This window comes from Rhodococcoides kyotonense (genome assembly GCF_900188125.1).
GTDB lineage: Bacteria > Actinomycetota > Actinomycetes > Mycobacteriales > Mycobacteriaceae > Rhodococcoides > Rhodococcoides kyotonense.
Window position 1 is genome coordinate 88,374 of record NZ_FZOW01000005.1, and the last position, 21,419, is coordinate 109,792.

Sequence of the window (21,419 nt, forward strand, 5' to 3'; positions counted from 1 at the left end):
GTGTTCAGGAGATCGAGGACAGGGCAGCATGATTCGAGGCGAGCTCGCGCCGGGCGGCCCGCCCGTCGTGCAGAGTAGTGATGGCGACGGCGGCACCGAACAGCGCCGACATCGGCAACGCGACGATGAACATGGACAGGACGTCGGCCGCAGGGGTGACCAGGGCGCTGAACAGTGCGATGACGACGACCATGACTCGCCAGCTTCGTCGCAGCTTGTGCGCGGACAGAATGCCCAGACAATTCAGCATCACCAACACTGCTGGTAGAACGAATGCAATTCCGGTTGCCAACACGATCTTCATGACGAAGTCGACGTAATACGAGGCGTTGAGGATGGTGCTGTCCTGATCGGACGAAAAGCCGGCGAGCACGCTGACCATGCGGGGGAAGATGAGAAATCCGAAGGCGCAGCCGCCGACGAAGAGCGGAGCCGCCGCAGCGGAGAATCCGACGACGTATTTCTTCTCGCGCTTGGTCAATCCAGGAGTGAGATATGCAAAGAGTTCACGTAGCCAGATCGGGCTGGACACGATCACCCCGGCGAACAGCGCAATCTTCAACTGAAGGTCGAATGCGCCGGTGACGGTGTCGTAGTTGAGGCTGGCCTGGCGCGACTGCGCGAGCTCCTCGACGGGTGCGCGAAGGACGTCGAGAATGTGGTCGGAGAGAACGAATCCGATGACTACACCGACGAGCAACGACACCGCCGCACGCACGGCGCGGCGTCGCGCCTCGCGAAGGTGCCCGGCGAGAGGCATCGTTCCTCGCACGGCGGTGGTCGCGGTCATGAGGCGTGTCGGTACGGAACTGTTGCGGCCGCGTCGACGGTGACAGTGGTCCCGGATTCACTCGGTGATGTCGTCGCGTCGTCACGTACCTCTTCTTTGAGGATGCGCATGGATTGCCCGACGCCTTTGGCGAGGGAGGGGAGCTTGGTCGAGCCGAAGACGAGGAGAAGGATCGCGAGAACGATGAGGGCATGCCAGCCAGTGAGGTTGTGCAACATGGTTTTTCCTTGGGTTGAATGAGAGGTGAAAGAAGGTCAGTTCGAGCCGGGTCCGCCCGCAGGAGGAGCACCGTCGCCCATCGGGGGCTGTCCGCCGCCCTGCCCGCCGCCGGGGGCTGCGCTGACAGTGGGTTCGGTCGTGGTGTCGATGGCTACTGCCAGAGAGCCGACGTAGCCGGAGCCGGTGTCGCCGGTGAACGTCCCCATCTGCAGGTCGTATCCGTCGCCGAAGACGTTGTCGTTGTCGAGACTGCCGATCTGGGCGAGGTTCTTCGCCGACCCCGAGTAGGTATCGAGTTGGTAGATCTCGTCGAGCATCTCCTGCGGGAATGCGACCTGTGATGTGGCAATCGCGTTGTCTGCGTTCGTAGCCGAGTCCGCATCGGGATAGACCTCGAAGTGGATGTGGGTCCAGCGGCCTGTGTAGCAACCGGGAACGACGGTCTGGAACGTCACATTGCCGTCGGCGTCGGCGACTTGAATTCCGCGGAGGTAGGTTTCGTCCTCGACGCCTTCGGAGTACATCGAGTACAGGCCCGCCGCGTCGCACTGCCACATGTAGACAGCGACATCCTGGAACGCACTGTTGCCGTTCGCGATGTCGGTGACGGTGAACGTGAGCGAGAGTGGCACTCCATCGACGGTTGTTCCGCCGTCGAGGCTCGAGGTGATGTCGCTGCGGACGATCCCGGACTCTTCGAGGACGTTGACCCCGTTCGTGCCGTCGGCGGGGTAGGGGCCGTTGGTCTCTTCGGGGATTTCGCTCGTGGCCGTCGTCGATGCCGTCGTCGATGCCGTCGTCGCTGTGGTCGAACTCGTGGCGCCCGAGGTGTTCGAGCACGCAGCGAGCGCCAGCGCGCCTGCTCCGGCGCCGACGACGGTGAGCACCCGCCGGCGGGTGACGAGGGTGGTGATGTCGAAGCCTGCACCCTGATCGACGACCTCTTCGGTGGGGCGATCGAGCGGCCGTCCCTCGTAGGTGGGCCCGTCGGGAGTGTTGGTGGGCTCGGGAACGCGAGTCATGGGGTCTCCTCTGCAATGGCAGTCAGTGGTTCGGTACTGCCAATAATCTGTGCCGATCCGGTGAAGACCCTGGGCTCCGGCTGGAAGTTCCCTGGCAACTACGCGCGATGAACTCGATCCATCGGCGGATTACCCATGCCGCCGTCGATATTCGTTCTCGGCCCCGGGGTGTAGAGGGATGGCGCCGGTCATGACGAGTGAACGGGCGTCGAGGAATTGACTGCCGATTGCCTGGAGTGGCACCAACGCGGACGACTGGTCGAGCAACAGGCCGACGAGTCCGGCGACCGTCGGATCCGGCACGTCCGATCGAACGAGCAGCAGGTTCGGGATACCGACGGTCGTGACTTCAGGATGTTCGCCGTACACATCGGCGGGTACCAGCACGGCCTCGTATGCCGTGCCGTGCACACGTCTCAAGTCCGCGACCACGGCACCCAGATCGAGCAAGCGAATCGACGTCGGTGGATCGGCGAAAGCCGGGGTCGGCAACCCACCCGCCCACATGACGGCGTCGACCTCGTTGTCGGACAACGCAAGTGCGGCCGAACTCATCGACAACTCGACTTCGCTCACCGCGCTGGGCTCGGACAGACCTGCGGCATCGAAGATGCGGTGGGAGACCAACGTCGCTCCCGACCCAGGGGCGCCGGTGCTCACGCGTCGCCCCTGTAGGTCACCGATCGTCTCGATAGGAGAGTTCGAACGCACCGCGACCTGAAAGTAGTTCTCGTACACGCAACCCACCGCAGCCAAATCCTGATTCGGGTGACTGTAGGCAGCGTCGATGAGGGTCAGTGCCAGCTCGGCCCGTCGGGAATCCAGTGCCTCGAGGTTGTCGACGGAACCGGCCGTCGTGAGCGGGATTACTTGTGCTGTCGCCGTTTCGGCGGCAGCGTCGGACAGCAAGCCGGCGAACTCCCAGAAGAATCCGCCGACTTCGCCGGCTGCGAGACGCAGCTGCGGTTCAGGGTCAGATGCGCAGGATCCCAGCGCAGCCGCCCCGGCTGCAACGAGACCCGCCCGCAGTGCCGCTCTCCGGGAGAGCTGCGCTGCGGGCGGGGTCATCGGTCTCACCCTAGTGTGCGAAGGCGCGACCCTGCTCACGATCGAGTTCGGTCTCCGACTTGTTCCGCAGAACGAAGATGTACACCAGGAGCGACACCGCGATCACGACTGTCACGTAGAAGATGAACCACGGAACGTGTCCGCTGTTCTTCGCGGCCTGGTAGATCAGCGGTGCGGTTCCGCCGAACGCGGAGTTCGCCAGTGCGTAACCCAGACCCACCCCGAGCGCGCGGATGTGCGAGGGGAACAACTCGGCTTTGACGATCGCGTTGATCGAGGTGTAGCCGGTCAGGATGACATAGCCGACGCACACCAGGGCGAGCGATTCGACGACGGATGTCGCCGTCGGCAGGTACGTGATGAGTACGTAGGTGTACAGCACTCCGCCGATTCCGAAGAAGACGAGCAGCGGCTTGCGGCCCACCTTGTCGCTGACGAGTCCGCCGACGGGCTGCAGCAGCATGAGGAAGATCAGGCTGAAGAGGTTGATCCACGTCCCGGTCATGCCGCGGTCTTCGTATGCGGTCTTGATCATCGCGGGGGCGTTGACGCTGTAGGTGTAGAACGCGATGGTGCCACCTGCCGTCACCAAGAAGCAGATCAGCAATGCACGCCAGTGCTTGAGCACCAGTTCCTTCAGCGAACCGGACGATCGATCTGCTCCGCTGCGCACGGCGTCGAGCTGATCTTTCGTCAGTGACTCGTCCATGCTGCGACGCAGCCAGAACACCACGACCGCGGCGACGCCACCGATGAAGAACGCGATGCGCCATCCGAAGTCCTCGATCTGCTCGCGGTCGAGGAACGTCTGCATCAGCAACAGGGTCACCTGCGCGAGAACGTGCCCGCCGATCAGCGTGACGTACTGGAACGACGAGAAGAATCCACGACGCTCCCTCGTGGCTGCCTCGGACATGTACGTCGCCGACGCGCCGTACTCACCACCGGTAGCAAAGCCCTGGACCAGGCGGCACAGCACGAGGATGACCGCTGCCCACACGCCGATGCTCTCTCGACCCGGAGTGAGCGCGATGACCAGAGAACACGCAGCCATCATCGAGACGCTGAACGTCAGCGCAGCACGTCGGCCGTTGCGGTCGGCGTAGCGGCCGAAGAACCACGAACCGACCGGTCGCATCAGGAAGGTGACCGCGAAGATCGCGTAGACGTAGACAGTGGAATTCTTGTCCGCAGAGTCGAAGAACTGGTTCTCGAAGTACGTCGCGAAGACCGTGTAGACGTACACGTCGTACCACTCGACGAGGTTGCCCGACGAGCCTCGCAGCGTGTTGAACACGGCACGGCGCGTGGCAGCGGGAGACGACACGGGCGGGGTCGGGCGCGACGAACCGGCAGTCGAGGTGGCCTCGTTGGCCATGGGCTGGTCCTTCCACAGGTTGCTGATGGGTTGGTCACCGGGGAGCAGCGAGGTGACCGAAGTCCCCCTACTGTGACCGCAGGCACAGGCCAGGACCAAACCGTTTCCGATTTCCTAACACTCCCTTAGGAAACTGTCCTCGGTATCGTCAGCTCGATCTTCAGCCCGGACGGGCGGCGCGCACTCACGTCCATACTTCCACCGGCGCGTTCGGTCAATGCGTGGACGATCGACAGGCCGAGACCTGTGCCGTCGCCGTGGGCGCCGGATGCCCGAAAGAACCGGTCGACGATCTTCGGACGCTCGTCGGTCGGCACTCCAGGTCCGGTGTCCGACACCCAGACGACGATGTAACCTTCTCGCGAGCGATGGCCGATCTCGACCTCGGCGCCGACGCCGGCGTACTTCGATGCGTTGCTGAGAAGAGCATCGAGAATGCGGATCAGATCGTCCTCTGCGATTGCCGCTCGACAGATCTCCGACGGATCGGGCACCACGACGGAAATCGTCATTCGTGCCACTGTCAGTGTGCTCGACCAGAATTCGACGCGGTCGACCATGGTCGCACCGACATCGGTTGCGGCAGTCCGTGTGTGGGTCGGGCTGGGTGTCTCGGCAGCGGCAAGGACAAGAAGATCTTCGACGACGGAACTCAGTCGATCGACCTCGAGGGTGGTCTTGCGGTGGGCATCCATCGCGGAGTCGGGGACCCTCATACCCAAGACGTCGAGCCGGATTCTCAATGCTGCCAACGGGTTACGGAGGGTGTGTGCGGTGTCGGCGACCAGACGTCGTTGCGCAGCCGTAGCCGTTTCGACGTCGTCGGCCATGGCGTCGAACGCGCTGGACAGTTCCCGAACCTCGGGTGGGCCGACGTAGTCGGTAGGTCTCTGCCGCTGGGCTCCTTCGATCGGTAGCCGATCGTGGAACTTGTCTCCGAACGAGTGAACGCGCGTCGACAATGCAGTCAGTGGACGAACTACCCAGCGCGACAACGCTGCAGCGATCACTGCGACGGAGACGAGAATGAGCACTGCGCCGACAGCGATCACCATCCATGCCACGGCGACGTCTCTGCGCGCAGCATCGGTGGACGCGTCGATCACCACGGCACCATCGACCTGGGTTCCTCCGCCGACCGGTGCAGCGATCAGCACCGACGGTTGTGACCACGGCGTCAACCCCGACGGTATGTCACCACGCTGGTTGCGGAGCGCACCCGCAATGGCCTGCTGTACATCGGCTCTGTCGATGTCGAGGCCAGCCAGAGCGCGCGCGGCACCGGTGCGATCGACGACGGCGATACCCTCGTCGTACAGAGTGTCGTAGCGCTGCACCGACTCTCGGAGTCGCGGCACACCGGACTCGTCCTCGCGCGAGCTCAGCTCGGCAAAGAAAGTTGCTGCAGCAGCTCGGTTCTCACCGAATCGTTGGACACGTTCGCGTCCGACCAGGACCGCCAAGGGCACGGACAACGCGAGTACGACGACGGTGGAGTAGATCATCAGCACCACCAGGACGCGGCGTCGCACGTCAGGTGTCCCAGCGGTAGCCGAAGCCGCGAATGGTGACGATGGTGCCCGAACGTCCGAGCTTGGATCGCAGCGCAGTCATATGGACGTCGAGTGTGCGTGAGATCGCCACGAAGGCATCACCCCAGATTGCGTCCATAAGCTGTTCACGACTGACTGCTTCACCTCGTCGTGTCACCAGATGCGCCAGCAGTTCGAACTCCTTGGTCGTCAGCCCGATGTCGCGTCCGTCCACTTCGACGCTGCGCCCGACGAGATCGACGACGATGTCACCGATGATCAGTGTGTCGTCACCGGGATCGCTCGAGAGGCTTCTGCGCCTGGCCGCCACCTCGAGTCGCGCGTGCAGTTCGCCCAACCGAGCGGGTTTGACGACGTAGTCGTCTGCGCCGCCTCTCAGAGCCCGCACCACCGACCGCTCGTCATCGCGTGCAGTCAGCACCACGACAGGGACCGAACTGACAGAACGTAGCTTGCGCAGAGCTTCCAAGCCGTCCATGTCGGGCAGACCGAGGTCGAGCAGAACGACATCCATGTCGTGGTATCCGAGAAGCAGGTCGGTACCGCGGCGCATGCGGACAGCTGCGTGCCCCACCTCGGTCAACGCGTCGACGAGTGCGCCACCGACTCCGTCGTCGTCTTCCACCACTGCAATACGCATCGGTATCAAGATAGGTCACACCCGAACCACCCACTGTCGATCCCGTCAGGGTGCGCTGTGCAACTGTGGTCAGCACCGCAACCGGCGGACGGAACGAGGACGAGATGCCATCGACACGACACAACCCGAACGATCTGGAAGACGGCATGGTCGTGCGCAAGGTATCGCAACCGTCTGCGGTGTTCCGAGTCAGCGGAGACCCAGCCACCGGGCGCGCCACCTACGTCGCGATGACGAAAGGTCAGCGCACCATCCTCAACGGCAACGCACGGAACTACCGGCCGGAGACCGACGCCGAGGCAGCCGAGCGTCAGGACGGGGACACCGACATCGACACTCGTATCGGCGAGGAGCACAGCGATGTCGAGGCATCACCACGTTCGCATCTGCGTGCGGTTCGATCCGTCGAGTCGCCGCCGGATCCGGCGCCCGCCACCGATGTTGCCGAGCTCTGTCGGCGTCTGGAAGACGCGGTCGCGCTGATCGAGGACGGTACCTGCAGTCCGATCGAGGCTGCCGCGATCGTCAGGGCGGCAGCGGAGCTGAACTGGGCGGTGTCGAGGCAGGCGTTCGGAACCGGCGACGCCCCCGAGGACTGATGCGATGAGGCGTGAATTCTTCTCCTCCTGAACCGATTCGCTGTCGACCTCATTCGCCGGTCCGGTACAACCGCCAGAACCAGAGCATGCCGACGACGATGAGTGCAATGCCCGATCCGAGAGCGCCGACGGCGAGCAACGTCGTGCCCACAGCGGCAAGCGCCACGATGCCGCCGAGTTGTAGGCCGTCTCTCCAGTCCATGGCGAGGTCGACAGTAGCCGAGGTGCGCGCCCATCGCCGGGGGAGAGTTGGCGATCTAGGCTACGAGCATGCATCGAATCTTCGGTACGAGCTTTGCATCCGTCTACCCGCTCTACGTGACCAAGCTCGAGCGCAAGGGACGCACGACGGAGGAATTGCGGCAGGTCATCGAGTGGCTCACCGGGTTCGACGACGTCGCCCTCGACCGCCATCTGGCAGCCGAGACGACGTTCGAAGACTTCTTCGCCGACGCCGAGATGAATCCGAACGTATCCGCGATCACCGGCGTCGTGTGCGGGGTTCGAGTGGAATCCGTCGAGGACCCGTTGATGCAGAAGATTCGCTACCTGGACAAACTGGTCGACGAGCTGGCGAAGGGTAAGAAGATGGACAAAGTCCTGCGCTCATGACGTCGTTGCCGAATACCTTGCGGTCGTCGCAACCTCTCCCGGTCACGACGAGTACGTCGCCGTCCCGTGCGTGTGAGACCGCTTGTTCCAGCCGGTAGGTGTGAATTCCAACGAAGCGGGGTACTGGGCGTCAATGCACGTTGGCGATCGCTGTGACTTCACCCCTGGCACGAGCACGGTTTCCGTAGTTGTCCGAGATATTCGCGACGATGGACTCGTGCTGGTGCAGAACGAGTTGTCCGGCGCCGGCGCCTACTCCTTCCTCGTCCGGAGCGAGTTCCTCGTTCCCCAGCTCCTCGGGCGAGTCGAGATCGAGGCTCCAGCAGCATGAGAGCCCCGGACCGATACGGTCCGGGGCTCGTCGTGGCACGTCAGACGAGCGATGCGGTGAGGCCGCCGTCGAGAATGTAGTGGCTTCCGGTGATCCACGACGCTCGATCCGATGCAAGGAACGCAGCGACCTCGGCGATATCCTCCGGGGTGCCGAGGCGCCCTTGTTTGGCGGCGACGAGGTCACCGAACGGCACCTGGGTGGCGGCCTCGAAGTCCGGAATGAGCCGGTCGACCATGCTGGTGTCGGCGAAGCCGGGGCAGACGGCGTTCACTCGAACGCCCGACGGCCGCATCTCGACCGCAGCTACACGTGTCAGCTGGATCAACGCGGCCTTCGTCGCGCAATATGATCCGAGCAGGGGGCTGCCGCCGACACCGGCCACCGACGAGATGTTGACGATGTTGCCCTTCGACTCGATGAGCGGGGAGATGGCCGCCTTCATCGTGAGGAACGGGCCGCGCACGTTCACCGCGTAGATCTTGTCGAAGCTCTCCGTCGATTGCTGAAGCAGCGGCGACGAGACCTCGATGCCGGCGTTGTTGACCAACACGTCGAGACCACCCAGGATCTCCACCGCCTGCGACACCGCGGACTGCACTTGACCTTCGTCGGTGACGTCGCAATTGGCTATACCGGCTGCGCCGATCTCTGCAGCCGACTTCTCGGCTGCCTCGTCGTCGATGTCGCTGACGACCACCCTGGCGCCGCGCTGAACGAACATGGCGGAGATGGCTTTTCCGATACCGGCGCCCGAGCCGGTGACGAACACGCGCTTGCCTTCGAGCTCGGTCATGGTGTGCTTCCTTTCGACGACGAGAGTTGCATGGTGCTGCGTACTTCGGTCTTGAGAATCTTGCCGACCTTGGATCGCGGAAGGTCGTTCCAGATCTGAATCTGTTTGGGCGTTTTGACGCTCCCGAGACGCTCCTTGACGAACACGATCAGTTCGTCACCAGTCGCTTCTCGGCCGGGGCGCAGTTGCACTGCGGCAGTGACGCGTTCGCCCCACTTGTCGTCGGGCAGGCCGACGACGGCACTCTCCTTGACCGCGGGATGAGCCAGCAACGCCTGTTCCACCTCGGCGGAATAGACATTGAATCCGCCGGTGATGATCATGTCCTTGGCGCGGTCGACGACATAGAGGAAGTTGTCGTCGTCGAGATACCCGATGTCGCCGGTGTGATGCCATCCGTGCGCACCGACTTCGGCTGTGGCGTCGGCATTCTCGTGGTACCCATCCATCACGAGAGGTCCGCGGACGACGATCTCGCCGCGCTCTCCACGATCGAGCAGGGTGCCGTCGTCGGCCATGATCGCGACCGTGGTCAACGGTGTCGGTCTACCCGCCGAGCTCAGGCGCTCGGTGGCGACCGAGCCATCGCTGCGAAAGTGATCGGCGGGGGAGAGCGTCGCAATCATGTTCGGAGCCTCGGTCTGGCCGAAGAGCTGCCCGAGAACGGGTCCGATGCGGGTCAGCGCCTCTTCGAGACGCGTCGGCGACATCGGTGCGGCCCCGTACCAGAGACATCGCAACGACGACAGGTCCGTCGAGTCGAGGTCCGGGTGATCGAGTACGGCGTAGATGACGGTGGGAGGCAGGAAAGCATGTGTGATGCCATGCTTTTCGATCTGCGCAAGGAATGCCCCGACGTCCGGAGCCGGCATGACGACGACATGCCCGCCCAGGCTGAGAATGGGGAACGTCAGTACACCGGCCGAGTGGGTCAACGGCGCCAGGGCAAGATACTGCGGACGATCACCGAACGGGTAGCTCATCAACGCCGTCGCAGTCGAGACCATCATGTTCTCTTCGGTCAGGCGTACACCTTTCGGCTTGCCCGTCGTGCCGCCGGTGCCCGCGATCATGCACAACCCGTCCGCCGGTCGTCGATCGGTATCCAGTTCTCCGCCGTTCTCGGAGAGCCATCGATCGAAGGACAATGCTCCAGGTACGTCCCCGTCGAGACACACCAACCACTCCAACCGGGGCAGCCTGTCACGGATACGCGCGACCAGATCGGCAAATGCCTTCTGGAAGAACAGGAACCGGCAACCGAACAGGTCGAAAAGCTGTCTGTTCTCGTCGGCCTCGTTTCGCGGGTTGATAGGGCACCATACGGCTCCCGCTCGTGAGATCGCGAAAACGCATGTGAGGGCAAGCGGATCGTTGGCGGACAAAACGGCAACTCGATCGCCGGCGGTGATTCCCGTGTGCTGCAGTGCGCTTGCGATGTCCACCGTCGTGTCGTGGACTTCCCCATAGCTTCGAGTCGTGTCACCGATGGTGAGGCAGGGTGCATCGCGGCCGAGGGAGACACCCTTGTCGAGATAATCGGACAGACGCATCTTCTCCGGCCTCAGCTGTGCGCGGTGACGATGGGGTCGAGTACCAGCCCGAAAGCCCGCAGCACGCCGAGTAGCTCACGGTGTCCGAAAGCCATACAGCTCGAGGCGAACCCGACCGCACGGGGAGGGGCTTGCAACAGTCGGGATGCTGCGAAGGCATTCAGCAACGCGGTCTGCTTGTAGTTGCAGTTGCCGTGAATCACGGTGTGCACTCGTCCCAGTGGCCCCGACGCGTACACCGAATCCAGCGAGGTGTTGATGCGGGGGTTCTCGCGCGGAGGGGTTTCACTTCGGACCGACGACGAGACGGTGTCGATGATCTGGAACTTCTCCTCGTCGGTCTTGCCTTCCATCTGTTCCAGTGCAGCAGAGATGATTTGAGGAACCGCCAGCATCAACGGCCTGTTGATGACTCCTCCGAGCGCACGAGCGTTCGCAACCCGGGGATCGTTCTTGAACCACACCGGATGCGACGTCCCGCCCCAGGGAAGCGCAAGACCGAGGTCGTGTTGACCTGGTACGACGACCTGATAGATGCCGTCGTCGGCCGGCCATTCCACATATTCGTTCTGTTCGAGGAAATACGCCTTGGAGAACGCAGCATTCGTCAGAATCGTGTTGGTCGAGGCGACGGTCGGATGACCCTTCCAGAAGACCTGGATGTCGAGAGTGTCCAGTCCCGGTGTTTCGAGGCAGATGTTCGCGGCGATCTCACCGATGCTGTACATCTGCGCCAAACCTGGTGTCAGAACCAGGTTTCGATCTGCGAAGTCGCTTCCATATCGCTTCTCGACGTCGATCATCCAGTCCTGTTCACCGTTCGTATCGGTGTAATGCGCGCCGATCTCGAGGCAAGCCTCGACCACCGCATGTCCCCACCGCGAGAACGGTCCGACTGTGTTGAGCACGACGTCGGCGCCGCGGAAGGCGTCGACCAATGCGTCCTTCGAATGCTCGACTTCCGCGATGTCGTACTCGACGGTGTCGATGCCGGGGACTGCATCGACGATGCTCTTGACCCTTGTGTGGCTCCGCCCGGCTGCCAGGAACGGAATGTTGTATTCGCGAAGGTATTCACAGATCAGTCGGCCGGTGTATCCGGACGCTCCGTAGACGACGACGCGCTTGTCGGTGGGCATGCGATTGTTCCTCTCGTGAACGGCCCGCGACGTTGCGGGCCAGGTCGGAAGAGCAGGTGCATCACCAGTGGCCACTCTGAGTGTGTGCTGCGGATCACACTATGGCATTATTTGGACAGACGTCAAGATTTTTCAGGACGGTCGCCCAGAAAAGATGAACGAGGCGCTCGGGCCTACACTGGCGACGACCGAGCTACACCGGACACGCGAAAGGATGACGGACATGACACACGTCGTCGACCCGCGTACTCGCATCGAGGAACGCTCTCGCAACAAGTTCGAGGCCAAGCGCACCGAACTTGCGCAGGCGACGCTGCACACGCTTGCCGAGCTTGGATATGCGCGAACATCGCTCCGAGAGATCGCGCAGAACTCCGAGTACTCGCACGGGGTGCTGCATTACTACTTCTCGGACAAGCTCGACCTGATCACGCACGCCGTGCGCCAGTACGAGGCTGTCTGTGTCACTCGGTACGACGAGGTGGTAGCCGCGGCCGTCGGCGCGGATCAACTGTTCGACGATTTCGCCGACACCTACTTCGGGACGCTCGCGGCGGACGCGCGCATACACCGCCTGTGGTACGACCTGCGGAATCAGAGCCTCTTCGACAGTTCGTTCCGCGCCGACGTGCTCGAGATCGAGGAACGACGCGAGGCGATGATCTGGCGGGTCGTCAGCAAGTATTGCGAATTACGCGGCGCCGAGCCGGCCGTTGATCGCGCATCGGCGTACATCCTTCTCGACGGCATCTTCCAGCGCGCGCTGCTGCATCAGTTCGCGGGAAACACAGCAGAGGTCGACGCCGCGCGTGGTCAACTGCAGGCAGCGTTCGCGATGGTGGACTGAACCGTCAGATCGACACGAAATCGCGCAGGACGGGTAGTCGGAACGCGGAGCGGTTGGAGAGCGTAGGAACACACCCGAGCAGCCCTTTCGTGTACGGGTGCACTGCTGTCGAAGCTATCGTTGCCGACGGTTGCTGTTCGATGAGTTCTCCGCGATACATCACGAGCATCGTGTCGGAGAATTCGAGACAGAGTTTGATGTCGTGACTGACGATCAACAATGCCGTTCCTTGCTCCCGGGTCAGTTCTTGGAGAAGTTCCATCGTTCCACGCGCCAGCGACGCGTCGAGCGCGCTCGTGGGTTCGTCGGCGATGAGCAGTCGGGGTGATCCGCACAGAGCGAGCGCGGTCATGACGCGCTGACGCATTCCACCCGATAGCTCGTAGGGTCGGCTTCTCAGTACTCGTTCGGTGTCGTGCAGGCCGACCTTGTTCAACCAGTGTGTTGCAAGGTCGGTCCGGTCACGTCCACGTCGGACCCCTGCGCCGGCAAGAACGTGCTTGAACTGTCCTCCGATGGTCCAGACCGGATCGAGGGCTGTCATGGCGTCCTGGAACACCATCGCGATTCCGGCTGTGCGTTCCGGCAGTCCCCGACCTGTCGGCTGCGTTTGCGTGATGCCCTCGAACTCGAGTCCGTTCGACGACACCGTCGCACCGGTGGAGGCGTTCACCAGTCCGGCGATGGTCATTGCGAGAGTCGACTTCCCTGATCCCGACTCACCGACCAAGGCGACGCGTTCTCCGGACGCGATGTCGAACGATACATTCTTGACTGCGGACACAGCCGAATCGCCGATGCCGTAGGTCACTTCGAGATTCTTGACACTCAGTACAGGGCGCGAGTCGCCGTCGGCGTCACGTGCATCGACATCGCCGTCGTGCATGGCGGTCGAAGCGGATTCGCGTTCTGCTGTTGTCGTCATATGGGCTCCCGCCGCGGCGTCGAAAGTAGACCGGTTACTCGAGCAATGGTTCAGCCCGGGTGTTTCCTGTAGCGATCCCGTTGGTAAACAACCGATTACGCGCACACGGAGCGCGACGTAGCACGCCCGTCACCAGCAGATCTATCCGATGGAGACGACCAATAAGCCGGTTGCTGTTTCGTGAGAGGTGTTGGACGGTCGGATAGACTGCTCTCACTCGGTTGATCTCAACGTCGCGGCCAACCCTGGATATTCGCGGTCGATCTCCGCCCGCATGAACGCTTTCGGAAGGCCACGGCGTATGACTCGACCGATCATCGACGACAAGTTCGGAACTCTTGCTGCGCACCGTCGTCGGCAGGCAGAAGAACAGCGCGCCCGGTATCTTCGGGCTCAGTCCGGCAGGCAGGAAAAATTCGTCACTTCGCCTCGCAGGGTCTACGAGTTGATACGTTCGGGAATTCGGCGTGGAACGATGCCGCACGACGAGACGCTGTCGGAGCAACACCTGATCGACTCACTCGGTGCGACCCGCAATGCCGTCCGTAAGGCGTTGCAGATGCTCGCCGACGACGGGGTCGTGCTGCGAGCACGGCGGGCTGGTACGTCGGTGGCACACGACATCGTCGCGGTCAGGGACGGCGAGGTCGGCCCGCGAGCGTGGGCCGGTATGCCCGACGAGGGGCGCCTGACGGTGGACACCTTGGAATGTCGCAGAATCTCGGCGCCTGCGGTATTGCAGAACTTCATCGGAGCCGAGGTCGACTCGGTCATCCTGCTCGAGCAACTCGGCCGCATGGGCGGTAAGCCCCTGTATCTCCGTGTCGGATACTGCATCACGGATTTCGACATCGAGGAATTCGTCACTCGGATCGAGAGCAACCATACGGAGTATCCGCCGATTGCCGTGGCGCACAATCGAATCTTCGGCACGGTCTTCGGAGGAAGCAGCTCGGTCGTCGAGGCCATCTCGTGTCAGGAGCGCGCTGCGGAGTTGCTCGACATGCCGGTAGGGGCGCCGGTCCTGCTCCGCGAGTTGATCACTCGGGACACCGCGGGCCGGCCGTCGGAGCTCAGTTTCACGCATTTCAGAGCCGATCGGGTGGCGATCATCGGCTCCTCGGACACGGGGTCTTCGGCCTTGTGAGTGGAAATGTGTAGAGGGGCACACATTTCCACTCACGAGGGGGTTAGAAGTCGAGCAGGTTGTCCCTGAACATCTCGTGCGAATATCCCTCTCGCACCAAACCTCGACGGCGAAGCGCCGGAATGAGTCCGTCCGTGACCTCGGTGTAGTACCGGCGTCCCAGTCGGCCGGTCATCAGGAACCCGTCACCGCCGACCGCGTCGATGACGTCCTCCATCTGCCGCGCCACCGTGTCGGGTGTGCCGACGAGCGGTACCGACGTGATGGACCAGGTAGCAGCCAACTGTCGCAACGTCTTCGGTGAACCGTCTTCGTTGTTCTTGCTGCCGCCGGATCCGGCGAGGAAGTCCGCCAGAGTCGTCCGATGCCCGTTCGTGGTGAGAGTCGGAGGAGGTGCGTCGATGTCCATCGTGGAGAGATCGTTGCCGGTCACTGCCGAGATGTGCGCCAACGCCGCATGTACTCGGGCATCGGTTGCCTCACGCGAGCGCGCATCCAGTTCCGCTGCTTCCGAATCGGTTTCGGCCAGAACGGGGGACACGATGTACAGAATCTTGATGGAATCGGGGTCGCGCCCGGCTTCGGCGGCCTTGGACCGGACATCGTCCCGGTACGCCTTCATTGCTTCGAGCCCCTGAGCCTGGCAGATGATCGTGTCCGCATTGCGTGCGGCGAAAGCGCGTCCGCGCGGTGATCCACCGGCCTGACAGATGACGGGCCTGCCCTGTGGCATCGGCAGCGTGTTCAGCGGCCCCCTCGACCTATGGAATTTGCCGACGTAGTCGGCATCACGAACCTTCGTGTGGTCTACGTAGGTGTTGCTCTCCCGATCCATCACGACCGCGTCGGAATCCCACGAGTCCCACAGCGCGTTCACCGTCTCGACGAATTCTTCGGCGCGCTCGTATCTTTCGTCGTGAGGCGGCAACTCGTCCATGCCGAAGTTCTGTGCGGCGCGATCCTCGCTCGACGTGACGACATTCCATCCGACGCGGCCGTGCGACATGTGGTCGAGTGTCGCCACCGTTCTGGCAAGGAGGTACGGCGGATAGAAACTGGTCGACATCGTTGCGACGATTCCCAGCTTCGACGTCGCTGCTGCCAACATCGGCACCAACGCCACGGGATCGTGTTTCGGTGCGTACTGTGCTTTCGCCAGATCGAATTCGCTCGTACCGCCGTAGATATCGGAGACCATCGCCGAGTCTTCGAGCATCAGATAGTCGAATCCCGCACGCTCGAGGGCACGCGCCATGTCGACGTGGAAGCGTCCGTCGGCCCAGGTGTCGATGTCCGAACCGGTCCAGTGTGACGTCCACACCGGTGGTCGGAAGCTGGTGAACCAGCCCAGGTGCATCCTCGGCGTGCTCATCGCGCACCTGCCAGGTGCTCGCGCAGGTTGGTGCCGCGGTACCCGGTGCCTGCGACACCGCGTCGACGCAGTTCGGGCATCAGGCCGTCGCACACGTCGTCGACGTATCGTCGATTCAGCACGCCACCTCCTCCGCCGAAGAACAAGAACCCGTCGCCGCCGACGTCGTCTATGACGCTTTCCATCTCGTCGGCCACCGATTCCGGGGTCCCGACGAGGCGAAGCGACTCCGTGCGCTCCGCAGCAACGGTCTCTCTGATGGTGCGTCCCGCAGCCCACGTGCGGAGATTCTCGAGGATGCTGGTGCTGGCTTCGGTGTGCAGATCGTTCGGAATCGGCTGATCGACGTCGAATTGCGAGAAGTCGATGTCTCCCGAGAGCATGATCAGCCGACGGGCGATGGCGGCGTCGGTGGGTTCGTAGTACCGCTCGGCACGACGGCGGGCGTCGTCCTCGGTTTCGCCGAGGATGGGTGTGACCATGTACAGCACCTTCACGTCGTCGGGGTCTCGGCCGAATTCTGCTGCGCGAGTGCGAATCTTCTCGCGGTACGCGCGCATCGCAGCGCGTCCCTTCGGTGCCGAGACCACGAGATCGGCCACGCGGCTCGCGAGTTCGATCCCGGATTCGGATGCACCTGCCTGGCAGATCACAGGCTTGCCCTGAGGGCTCGGAAGTGTGTTGAGCGGGCCGCGCACCTGGAAGTGCTTGCCCTTGTGGTCGACTGTTCGCACCTTGGTGTGGTCGACATAGGACTCGACGCCAGGCGCCAACGCCGACGCCGCGTCCGGATCCCATGACCCCCACAGCTTGTTGGCGACGTCGACGAACTCCTCGGCGACCTCGTACCGAGCATCGTGTGTCGGGAGACGGTCCATGCCGAAGTTCTGGGCAGCCCGGTCACCTGTCGATGTGACGATGTTCCAGCCCATTCGGCCGCGGCTCAGATGGTCGAGAGTCGACAGAAGTCGTGTCAGCAGAAACGGGGGATAGAAGCTGGTCGACGCCGTCACGACGATCCCGATCTTGTCGGTCTCGTACGCCAGGCGGGACGCCAGTGCCATCGGATCGTGCTTGGGTGCCCTCGGTGTCCACTTCAGTTCGGATTCGAAGGAGCCACCGTAGATGTCCGTCAGTGCAGTGGAGTCCTCGAGCATGACGAAGTCGATACCGGCTCGCTCGAACTTCTGCACGATGTCGACAGCGAAACTGCCGTCGGCCCAGTCTGTTCCACCGGTTCCGGCCCAGGTTCCCGTCCAGTCGGGTACGAGATAGTTGGTGAACCAGCCGAGGGTGAACGGTCCTGACATCTTTCCTCATTCCTCGAGCGATGCTCGCGTTGTTCCTGAGCATGTATGGGTCTGATGGGCGGCGCAGGCACCGCCGATTCCTCCGTGACGACGACCTTCGAGTCCGGGTCGGAGATCTCGGTGGTACGCCACCGTTGGAAGGTGAGCAGAAGTGCAAGGGCCGCAACGGGAATGGATGCGGTGAAAGCGAGCGAATAGGATCCCTGCGCCGCCACTGCACCTGCGACGAGCGGGCCGAGCATCGTCCCGATGTCGAAGGTGACCTGATATCCGGCGACCGGAGTTCCGCCGCGTCCCTTCAGGACATCGCCGACGGTTGCAGCGCTGGCGACCATGGCACACGTGCCTCCCACACCCCACAGAACCATCGTGAGGACGAGAACCGGGAGATTCGGTATCACGGCGAGAAGGACTATCCCGACGAGTATCAGCGCGGATCCCGTGGCCAACATCGGACGCCGCCCCCAGGTGTCGACGAGCCTGCCTGCCGGCCTCACGACCACTATTTGGACGACTGCGCCGACGACAAGGACGAGGCCCGAGACGAACGGGCTTCCGCCGATGACCGATGCGACGAACAGCGGGATGAGCGTGAATCGCACTCCGTTGCCGACCCACCCGTTCGCGAGATTCGACATGATCGACGCACGAAAACCGGGGTGGCGGAGGGCGCTTCGCAGCGTCATCTGCTCCGGTCGGGTCTTCAGGTCGTGCACCACACCCGCCGCGGCGTCCCTACGGTCGCTGGAACGGAACGCGAACCAGACCACCGCGACCCCGACGACGAGCGTCAACGCATGTGTCAGAAACGGTGCCCGCAACGACAAGAGTGCGACGGCTCCGCCGATCACGGGTCCGAGGACCCCGCCGATCAGGAAGCCGGACTGGAAGACCGATGCGGCACGTCCACCGGTGGCGACGGTGCTGTACCGGAACAGCAGTTGTTGGCCGGACACCGTGAACATCGCGGTGCCGATTCCTCCGACTGCGCGCAGTAGCAGCAGCGCGAGAAACGTCGGTGCGAACGCGGCAGCCAGACTCGATGCCGCGGCCAGGAGCAACCCGGCGGTCAGGACGGTTCGCTCGTCGAATCGCAGAAGGATGCGGCTGGCGCCGAACGACGCCAGCACGCGCGTGAACGCATAGATACTGACGACGGACGACGCCGCGAGATCGCTGACACCGAAATCGCGTGCGAAGACCGGTATGACCGGCGCGACGACGCCGTAGCCGAGTCCGATGCACACGTTGACGAAGGCCAAGGCGTACACCGGTCCTGGAACGACCGAATCCCGGTGCAGCAACCGCATCAGAACGACATGAGATTGTCGCGGAACTGCGCGTGCTCGTACTCGGTGCGCACGAGTCCGCGACGCTGTAGTGCCGGCACGAGTCCTTCGGTGATCTCGCCGACATAGCGGCGTCCGATGTTGCCCGTGATGAGGAAGCCGTCGCCGCCGACGAAATCCATCGTCTCGCCCATCTGTTCGGCGACCGAGTCGGGGGTGCCGACATAGTGCACGTTCTTCATCGACCACCCGAGTGCCGCCGAGCGCGGGGTGTTGCCGTACGACAGGAAGTCTCCGAGGGTGGTTCGGTGGCCGTTGGTCGACAGTTCCGGGAATTCCTCGTCCAGTTCGTAGGTCGAGAGGTCGATCTCGGTCAGTGCCGAGATGTGCCCGAGCGCGGACTCGATGCGCGAATCGACGTCTGCCGTCATCCGCTCCACCTTGGCTCGTGCGTCTGCGTCGGTATCGGCGAGCACGGGCTGGGTGATGAACATGATCTTGCAGCTGTCGGGGTCGCGACCTGCTTTCTCCATGCGCATCCGGATGTCGTCGCGGAACTGCTTCATCGCGGCGGGGTCCTTTGCGGCGCTGAGGATCGTTTCGGCGTTGCGAGCGGCGAACTCTCGCCCGCGGGGTGATCCACCCGCCTGACAGATGACGGGCTCGCCCTGAGGCGACCTCGGAACGTTGAGCGGTCCGCGCGACGCGTGATACTTGCCCCTGAAGTTCTGGACGTGGACCTTCGTGTGATCGACGTAGGTACCGGTGTCGCGGTCGAGGACCATCGCGTCGTCGTCCCAGGAAGCCCACAGCTGCTTCACGAGGTCGACGAACTCGTCCGCGCGCTCGTATCTCTGGTCGTGTTCGGCCAGCTTGTCCATGCCGTAGTTCTGCGCTGCCCGGTCCTCGCTCGACGTGACGATGTTCCAGCCGACTCTGCCCTTGCTGAGGTGGTCGAGTGTCGAGAAGCGTCGGGCCAGAAGCCACGGCGGGTAGAACGAGGTGGAACAGGTCGCGATGACACCGATGTGCTTGGTCGCTGCCGTCAGCATGGGGACCAGCGTCACCGGGTCGTGTTTGGGCGCGTACAGGCCGTACTTCAGATCCACGCGCGAGGTCTGCTCGAAGGCGTCGGACACCATGGACGAGTCCTCGAGCATGATGTAGTCGAAGCACGCACGCTCGAGCGACCTAGCGAAGTCCACGTGCAGTTCACCGTTGGCCCACGTCTTACCCTCGTCGCCCGCCCAGGTGGTGTTCCACGGCGGGTTGGAGAAGTTGGTGAACCACCCCAGGTGGAATTTGGTCATGGGAGTGCTCCTAATTCTCGATAGTGGTGCTTGATGGGAGTGTCCGAGCGGAGGTCCTTCGGATCTCCGACGGTTCGTCGCCGCGCACACCGCGCAGCGCCGAGGGCACCGTCGCGGCAAGGGCGGCAATAGCCATCGCTGCGACGGAGACGACAAATCCTGTCGTCAACGAACTGGTTGCTGCACTCGACAACTGGTCGGCGTCACCGGAGTAGACGAGTTCCCGCATGACGGGTGGGAGAGTGGAGACCGCGAGCACCAGCGCCAACGCGGTGCTCAGTGTCACCGCCGTGTTGTCCAACGACACCCGCAATCCGTTGGCCATGCCCGAACGTCCCTGTGGTACTCCGACGTTGATCGCTGCGGCGTTCGCCGTCTTGAAGACCCCGCCCGTGAGACCGAGCGCGAACAGGATCGCCATGATCGGAATGCCGGCCGCAGGTCCGGCGATGTGCAACGCGAGAATCGCCAGCACCGTCGCCGTCCCCAGCGTGGACACCGTTGTCAGTACCCGCGTGCGAATCCTGGTTGCCAACCGCCCGGCGATCGGTGACATGACCGTTGTCCCCACGGCAAGTGCCGTGATCTGCAGACCCGCCTCGACGGGACTTCGACCCTCGACGCTCTGCAGGTACAGCGACATCGTCACTGCCACAGCGCCTTCGGCCATGGTGACGAGAAACGATGCGCCGTACGCACTTCCCCTGAACCGGTCGATCAGCAGCTTCGGATCCACGATCGGATCGCCGGCGCGCTTCTCCCACAACCAGAACAACGGAAGACCGACTGCCGCCACGAGCAGCGGCAGCAAGGATGTCCACGAACCGAAACCGTCGTCGCCGCCGCGATTGACCCCGTACACGAGGCACCCGAGCACCACCATCGACCCGACTGCGCCTACCCAGTCGAAGGCCGAGCCCGTACGGGGTCGCGGCGTGCGGCGCAGCGTCATTGCCGCCCATACGGTTCCTGCGACCCCGAGCGGCACGACGACGGCGAATACGCCTCGCCACCCGACGGTTTCGGTGAGCACTCCTCCGAGAAGCGGGCCGACCGAGACTGCGAGCGACATGATGGTGATGTTCCAGCCGATCCCGATTGCGAGCTTCTCGGGAGCGAAGGCCTCCACCAGCAGTGCAGTGGTGTTGGTGATCACCGCCGCGGCGCCGACGCCCTGCACGACTCGCAGCGCGATGACCAGCGATGGATCGCCGGAGACAGTGATCACTGCACCGCTGACCGTCAGCAGCAGAAGGCCTGCGAGATAGACGGGTCTGCGGCCGATGCTGTCGGCCACCTTGCCGAGTACGAGGATCAGGACCGCGGTCGTCAGAAGATACGCCAGCATGAACCAATCGGTTTGTGCTGCAGAGGCACCGAGCCCCGCGCTCATGTCGGGAAGAGCGACCGGCAGCATGCTCACCGACATGAACGTGATGCTCATGCCGAGGCCGGTGACGGACAGGACTCGCCACGGGTAACTGTCGGTCTTCGGCGGCGGTGGCGGCTCGGCCACCGT

General features: G+C 63.2%; 22 protein-coding genes. 4 read left to right on the forward strand and 18 right to left on the reverse strand.

Annotation, left to right across the window (positions count from 1 at the left end):
• Positions 1–4 precede the first annotated feature (4 nt).
• The 7 genes from tatC to CHB96_RS10095 all read right to left on the reverse strand — a co-directional run bounded on the left by tatC (position 5) and on the right by CHB96_RS10095 (position 6,670).
• Positions 5–790, reverse strand: a complete 786-nt coding sequence (gene tatC / locus CHB96_RS10065) for a twin-arginine translocase subunit TatC (RefSeq protein ID WP_089245662.1) — start codon at positions 788–790, stop codon at positions 5–7.
• Positions 787–1,008 carry a twin-arginine translocase TatA/TatE family subunit gene (locus CHB96_RS10070; protein ID WP_089245664.1) on the reverse strand — a complete coding sequence of 74 codons (222 nt, stop codon included), beginning with the start codon at positions 1,006–1,008 and terminating at the stop codon, positions 787–789. The genes tatC and CHB96_RS10070 overlap by 4 nt, the downstream gene beginning before the upstream one ends.
• A 36-nt stretch (positions 1,009–1,044) precedes the next feature.
• Positions 1,045–2,031: an intradiol ring-cleavage dioxygenase gene (locus tag CHB96_RS10075; RefSeq protein ID WP_089245666.1), complete on the reverse strand. Its 987-nt coding sequence runs from the start codon at positions 2,029–2,031 to the stop codon at positions 1,045–1,047.
• Positions 2,032–2,160: 129 nt separating this feature from the next.
• Positions 2,161–3,099, reverse strand: a complete 939-nt coding sequence (locus CHB96_RS10080) for a TAXI family TRAP transporter solute-binding subunit (RefSeq protein WP_089246143.1) — start codon at positions 3,097–3,099, stop codon at positions 2,161–2,163.
• A 10-nt stretch (positions 3,100–3,109) separates the two neighbouring features.
• Positions 3,110–4,477, reverse strand: coding sequence for an MFS transporter (locus CHB96_RS10085; protein ID WP_089245668.1), 1,368 nt, complete (start codon positions 4,475–4,477; stop codon positions 3,110–3,112).
• A gap of 125 nt (positions 4,478–4,602) precedes the next feature.
• Positions 4,603–6,009, reverse strand: coding sequence for a sensor histidine kinase (locus CHB96_RS10090; RefSeq protein ID WP_245865430.1), 1,407 nt, complete (start codon positions 6,007–6,009; stop codon positions 4,603–4,605).
• A gap of 1 nt (position 6,010) precedes the next feature.
• On the reverse strand, positions 6,011–6,670 hold the full coding sequence (locus tag CHB96_RS10095; protein ID WP_089245670.1) for a response regulator transcription factor: 660 nt from the start codon (positions 6,668–6,670) through the stop codon (positions 6,011–6,013).
• Positions 6,671–6,774: 104 nt separating this feature from the next.
• Between CHB96_RS10095 and CHB96_RS10100 the strand changes: the two genes are divergently transcribed.
• Positions 6,775–7,269 carry a hypothetical protein gene (locus CHB96_RS10100; RefSeq protein WP_141136470.1) on the forward strand — a complete coding sequence of 165 codons (495 nt, stop codon included), beginning with the start codon at positions 6,775–6,777 and terminating at the stop codon, positions 7,267–7,269.
• 49 nt (positions 7,270–7,318) lie between these two features.
• Here the strand turns inward: CHB96_RS10100 and CHB96_RS29660 are convergent, their stop codons facing one another.
• Positions 7,319–7,471, reverse strand: coding sequence for a hypothetical protein (locus tag CHB96_RS29660; protein ID WP_176444238.1), 153 nt, complete (start codon positions 7,469–7,471; stop codon positions 7,319–7,321).
• Between the two features lie 68 nt (positions 7,472–7,539).
• Here CHB96_RS29660 and CHB96_RS10105 point away from each other — a divergent pair, with 68 nt between their 5' ends.
• A complete protein-coding gene (locus tag CHB96_RS10105; protein WP_089245674.1) occupies positions 7,540–7,881 on the forward strand; it encodes a DUF2200 domain-containing protein in 342 nt (113 codons plus the stop codon).
• Positions 7,882–8,011: 130 nt separating this feature from the next.
• On the opposite strand, the gene CHB96_RS29665 is transcribed toward CHB96_RS10105, so the two are convergent.
• The 4 genes from CHB96_RS29665 to CHB96_RS10125 are packed head-to-tail and all read right to left on the reverse strand — an operon-like array spanning position 8,012 to position 11,700.
• Complete coding sequence (locus CHB96_RS29665; protein ID WP_176444239.1) at positions 8,012–8,251, reverse strand: hypothetical protein; 240 nt, start codon at positions 8,249–8,251, stop codon at positions 8,012–8,014.
• A 1-nt stretch (position 8,252) separates the two neighbouring features.
• Positions 8,253–9,008: an SDR family NAD(P)-dependent oxidoreductase gene (locus CHB96_RS10115; RefSeq protein WP_089245678.1), complete on the reverse strand. Its 756-nt coding sequence runs from the start codon at positions 9,006–9,008 to the stop codon at positions 8,253–8,255.
• Positions 9,005–10,561, reverse strand: a complete 1,557-nt coding sequence (locus tag CHB96_RS10120) for an acyl-CoA synthetase (protein ID WP_089245680.1) — start codon at positions 10,559–10,561, stop codon at positions 9,005–9,007. The genes CHB96_RS10115 and CHB96_RS10120 overlap by 4 nt, the downstream gene beginning before the upstream one ends.
• Positions 10,562–10,572: 11 nt before the next feature.
• Positions 10,573–11,700, reverse strand: coding sequence for a DUF5938 domain-containing protein (locus tag CHB96_RS10125; RefSeq protein WP_089245682.1), 1,128 nt, complete (start codon positions 11,698–11,700; stop codon positions 10,573–10,575).
• Between the two features lie 223 nt (positions 11,701–11,923).
• Between CHB96_RS10125 and CHB96_RS10130 the strand changes: the two genes are divergently transcribed.
• Positions 11,924–12,547 (forward strand): TetR/AcrR family transcriptional regulator, encoded by a 624-nt coding sequence (locus CHB96_RS10130; RefSeq protein WP_089246147.1) that lies wholly within the window; start codon positions 11,924–11,926, stop codon positions 12,545–12,547.
• A 4-nt stretch (positions 12,548–12,551) separates the two neighbouring features.
• On the opposite strand, the gene CHB96_RS10135 is transcribed toward CHB96_RS10130, so the two are convergent.
• Positions 12,552–13,472: an ABC transporter ATP-binding protein gene (locus CHB96_RS10135; RefSeq protein WP_089245684.1), complete on the reverse strand. Its 921-nt coding sequence runs from the start codon at positions 13,470–13,472 to the stop codon at positions 12,552–12,554.
• A gap of 301 nt (positions 13,473–13,773) precedes the next feature.
• On the opposite strand from CHB96_RS10135, the gene CHB96_RS10140 reads away from it, so the two are divergent.
• Positions 13,774–14,619: a GntR family transcriptional regulator gene (locus CHB96_RS10140; RefSeq protein ID WP_176444240.1), complete on the forward strand. Its 846-nt coding sequence runs from the start codon at positions 13,774–13,776 to the stop codon at positions 14,617–14,619.
• A gap of 43 nt (positions 14,620–14,662) precedes the next feature.
• Here the strand turns inward: CHB96_RS10140 and CHB96_RS10145 are convergent, their stop codons facing one another.
• Genes CHB96_RS10145 through CHB96_RS10165 form a run of 5 tightly spaced genes read right to left on the reverse strand, consistent with a single transcriptional unit; the run spans position 14,663 to position 21,416 of the window.
• Positions 14,663–15,991 carry an NtaA/DmoA family FMN-dependent monooxygenase gene (locus CHB96_RS10145; protein WP_089245688.1) on the reverse strand — a complete coding sequence of 443 codons (1,329 nt, stop codon included), beginning with the start codon at positions 15,989–15,991 and terminating at the stop codon, positions 14,663–14,665.
• On the reverse strand, positions 15,988–17,184 hold the full coding sequence (locus CHB96_RS10150) for an NtaA/DmoA family FMN-dependent monooxygenase (protein WP_371829005.1): 1,197 nt from the start codon (positions 17,182–17,184) through the stop codon (positions 15,988–15,990). The genes CHB96_RS10145 and CHB96_RS10150 overlap by 4 nt, the downstream gene beginning before the upstream one ends.
• The gene (locus CHB96_RS30095; protein ID WP_089245692.1) at positions 17,124–18,611 is read right to left on the reverse strand and encodes an MFS transporter; all 1,488 of its coding nucleotides are present in this window, start codon (positions 18,609–18,611) and stop codon (positions 17,124–17,126) included. Before CHB96_RS30095 ends, CHB96_RS10150 begins: the two co-directional genes overlap by 61 nt.
• Positions 18,611–19,900, reverse strand: coding sequence for an NtaA/DmoA family FMN-dependent monooxygenase (locus CHB96_RS10160; protein ID WP_089245694.1), 1,290 nt, complete (start codon positions 19,898–19,900; stop codon positions 18,611–18,613). Before CHB96_RS10160 ends, CHB96_RS30095 begins: the two co-directional genes overlap by 1 nt.
• A 10-nt stretch (positions 19,901–19,910) precedes the next feature.
• Entirely contained in the window at positions 19,911–21,416 is a 1,506-nt protein-coding gene (locus tag CHB96_RS10165) for an MFS transporter (protein WP_089245696.1), read from the reverse strand.
• Between the last annotated feature and the right edge of the window lie 3 nt (positions 21,417–21,419).

What these genes read in the sequence shown, in the direction of transcription:
- tatC (WP_089245662.1), bottom strand. Translation starts at nt 790, where the DNA reads ATGACCGCGACCACCGCCGTGCGAGGAACGATGCCTCTCGCCGGGCAC.
- CHB96_RS10070 (WP_089245664.1), bottom strand. Translation starts at nt 1,008, where the DNA reads ATGTTGCACAACCTCACTGGCTGGCATGCCCTCATCGTTCTCGCGATC.
- CHB96_RS10075 (WP_089245666.1), bottom strand. Translation starts at nt 2,031, where the DNA reads ATGACTCGCGTTCCCGAGCCCACCAACACTCCCGACGGGCCCACCTAC.
- CHB96_RS10080 (WP_089246143.1), bottom strand. Translation starts at nt 3,099, where the DNA reads ATGACCCCGCCCGCAGCGCAGCTCTCCCGGAGAGCGGCACTGCGGGCG.
- CHB96_RS10085 (WP_089245668.1), bottom strand. Translation starts at nt 4,477, where the DNA reads ATGGCCAACGAGGCCACCTCGACTGCCGGTTCGTCGCGCCCGACCCCG.
- CHB96_RS10095 (WP_089245670.1), bottom strand. Translation starts at nt 6,670, where the DNA reads ATGCGTATTGCAGTGGTGGAAGACGACGACGGAGTCGGTGGCGCACTC.
- CHB96_RS10100 (WP_141136470.1), top strand. Translation starts at nt 6,775, where the DNA reads ATGCCATCGACACGACACAACCCGAACGATCTGGAAGACGGCATGGTC.
- CHB96_RS29660 (WP_176444238.1), bottom strand. Translation starts at nt 7,471, where the DNA reads ATGGACTGGAGAGACGGCCTACAACTCGGCGGCATCGTGGCGCTTGCC.
- CHB96_RS10105 (WP_089245674.1), top strand. Translation starts at nt 7,540, where the DNA reads ATGCATCGAATCTTCGGTACGAGCTTTGCATCCGTCTACCCGCTCTAC.
- CHB96_RS10115 (WP_089245678.1), bottom strand. Translation starts at nt 9,008, where the DNA reads ATGACCGAGCTCGAAGGCAAGCGCGTGTTCGTCACCGGCTCGGGCGCC.
- CHB96_RS10120 (WP_089245680.1), bottom strand. Translation starts at nt 10,561, where the DNA reads ATGCGTCTGTCCGATTATCTCGACAAGGGTGTCTCCCTCGGCCGCGAT.
- CHB96_RS10125 (WP_089245682.1), bottom strand. Translation starts at nt 11,700, where the DNA reads ATGCCCACCGACAAGCGCGTCGTCGTCTACGGAGCGTCCGGATACACC.
- CHB96_RS10130 (WP_089246147.1), top strand. Translation starts at nt 11,924, where the DNA reads ATGACACACGTCGTCGACCCGCGTACTCGCATCGAGGAACGCTCTCGC.
- CHB96_RS10135 (WP_089245684.1), bottom strand. Translation starts at nt 13,472, where the DNA reads ATGACGACAACAGCAGAACGCGAATCCGCTTCGACCGCCATGCACGAC.
- CHB96_RS10140 (WP_176444240.1), top strand. Translation starts at nt 13,774, where the DNA reads ATGACTCGACCGATCATCGACGACAAGTTCGGAACTCTTGCTGCGCAC.
- CHB96_RS10145 (WP_089245688.1), bottom strand. Translation starts at nt 15,991, where the DNA reads ATGAGCACGCCGAGGATGCACCTGGGCTGGTTCACCAGCTTCCGACCA.
- CHB96_RS30095 (WP_089245692.1), bottom strand. Translation starts at nt 18,611, where the DNA reads ATGCGGTTGCTGCACCGGGATTCGGTCGTTCCAGGACCGGTGTACGCC.
- CHB96_RS10160 (WP_089245694.1), bottom strand. Translation starts at nt 19,900, where the DNA reads ATGACCAAATTCCACCTGGGGTGGTTCACCAACTTCTCCAACCCGCCG.